1 protein-coding gene and 1 pseudogene are annotated in these 1954 nt (G+C 74.0%); both read right to left on the bottom strand.

Translation table 11 applies throughout. The features are described 5' to 3' along the window. Positions 1-787 (bottom strand): annotated as a pseudogene (locus AOK15_RS38985) (VWA domain-containing protein); the annotation flags it as partial. After that, a complete protein-coding gene (locus AOK15_RS38980) occupies positions 784-1680 on the bottom strand; it encodes an AAA family ATPase (protein ID WP_055523691.1) in 897 nt (298 codons plus the stop codon). The gene AOK15_RS38980 and the pseudogene AOK15_RS38985, both read right to left, overlap by 4 nt. Positions 1681-1954: the final 274 nt, after the last annotated feature.

The following is a 1954-nucleotide window of genomic DNA, read 5'->3' as shown; positions in this document are numbered from 1 at the left end:
GTGCCTCGGTACGCACCCGTTCGCGGAAGTCCTCGATACGGCGCCGGATCTCGTCCGCGTCCAGCCGGTCGGTGAACCCGCCGGACCCTGAGCCGCCCGAGCCCGGCCCGGCTCCGGCGCCGCCCGCACCACCCGCACCCGCACCGGCGCCCGCACCCGCACCGAACCCGCCCCCGGCGCCGTTCCCCGGTCCGAAGCCGGAACCACCGCCGCCTCCACCCCCTCCGCCGGCCCGCTGCGCCGCGAGGATGCCCGCGAGCAGCGTCTGGGGCCGCAGACGGTCCAGCGTCTGGTGGGCCGACCAGCCGTCCGACTCGGACGACGTGCCGTACCGGCCGAGCAGTTCGACCGCCTCCCCGGCGAGCCGGTTGAGGGCGGCGACGTCACCGGCGGCGAGCGCGGCGGCGATCCGTGCGCGCAACTCGTCCCGGTCCGCGGCCGGCGCCTCCCACGCGCCCGTCAACTCGCCCACGCCGAGCGGGAAGTAGAGCTCGAAGGCCGCGTCGAACACGGCCCGCTGACGGTCGGCGCGCAGCAGTGCCGCCGCCAGGCCCTCACGGATCCGCTCCCGGTCGGCGAGGCCCAGCACCTCCAGGACGGCCGCCGCGTCCACGGTCTCGCCGGGCCCGATCCGGATGCCGTGACCGCGCAACGCCCGCACGAACCCCGTGAGCCGCTCGGCGAGCGGCGCGCCGGAGGAGGCCGTAGCGGAGGGAGCCGTACCCGAGGGGGCCGTACCCGAAAAGGCCGCACCGGAGGCGGCCCCGGCGCCGTCCTCGGCGGTCATACCAGGGTCAGCTTCCGCGTGGCCTTCTCGATGTCGTCCCGGTGCTTGAGGATCACGCCCAGGCTGTCCCGGACGACGGTCTCGTCCAGGGTGTCGGCGCCGAGCGCCAGCAGGGTGCGGGCCCAGTCGATGGTCTCGGCCACCGAGGGCGCCTTGCGCAGGTCCATCTCCCGCAGCGCGCCGACGACACGGACCAGGGAGTCGGTGAGCACGGCGTCCAGGCCGGGCACCTTGAGCCGGATGATCCGCTGCTCCAACTCGGCGTCGGGGAAGTCGAGGTGGAGGAAGAGACAGCGGCGCCGGAGGGCCTCGGAGAGTTCGCGGGTGGCGTTGGAGGTGAGAACCGTGAACGGGCGCCGGGTGGCGGCGATGGTGCCCAGTTCGGGGACGGTGACCTGGAAGTCGCTGAGCACTTCGAGGAGCAGCCCCTCGACCTCGACGTCGGCCTTGTCGGTCTCGTCGATGAGGAGCACGGTCGGCTCGTCACCCCGGATGGCGGTCAGCAGAGGCCTGGTGAGCAGGAACTCGTCGCTGAAGATGTCGTTGCGGGTGTCGTCCCAGCCCTCGTCGCGTCCGGCGCTGATCCGCAGCAGTTGCTTGGCGTGGTTCCACTCGTACAGGGCGCGGGACTCGTCGATGCCCTCGTAGCACTGGAGCCGGACCAGGCGGGCGGCGCCGACCCGGGCGACGGCCTTGGCCAGTTCGGTCTTGCCGACGCCCGCGGGGCCCTCCACGAGGAGCGGCTTGCCCAGCCGGTCGGCCAGGAAGACCGTGGTGGCGACGGCCGTGGAGGCCAGGTAGCCCGCCTCGGCGAGCTGTGCGAGGACGTCGTCCACGGAGGAGAAGAACCCCGTCCCCGTGCCCTCGGGCCGGGACCCGTTCGAGTCGGCCATCTGCCACTCCCCCTCGCACGTACGCGATGCCGACGACCGACACCGCCCTCAAGCTACCAAGCGGTCGCTTTGCCTGCACAGGGGTACCGGATCACGACGACGAAGGGTGCGCGAGGTCACGACGGCGACCGGCCACCGGGGCACCACCCGCCTCACCCGCCTCACCCGCCCCAGACACCCCAAACGCGCACGCCACCGCACGCCCCCCACTGCGCCGCCCGCCACGGCGCCGTGGGGGGCGTGCGGTGGCGTGCGCGTTTGGGGTGTCTGGGGC

Source organism: Streptomyces ossamyceticus (assembly GCF_001418475.1).
GTDB lineage: Bacteria > Actinomycetota > Actinomycetes > Streptomycetales > Streptomycetaceae > Streptomyces > Streptomyces ossamyceticus.
This window is presented reverse-complemented; position numbering and strand designations above follow the sequence as displayed.

Excerpts from the sequence above, each read along its gene's own strand:
- AOK15_RS38980 (WP_055523691.1), bottom strand. The coding sequence starts at position 1,680 with ATGGCCGACTCGAACGGGTCCCGGCCCGAGGGCACGGGGACGGGGTTC.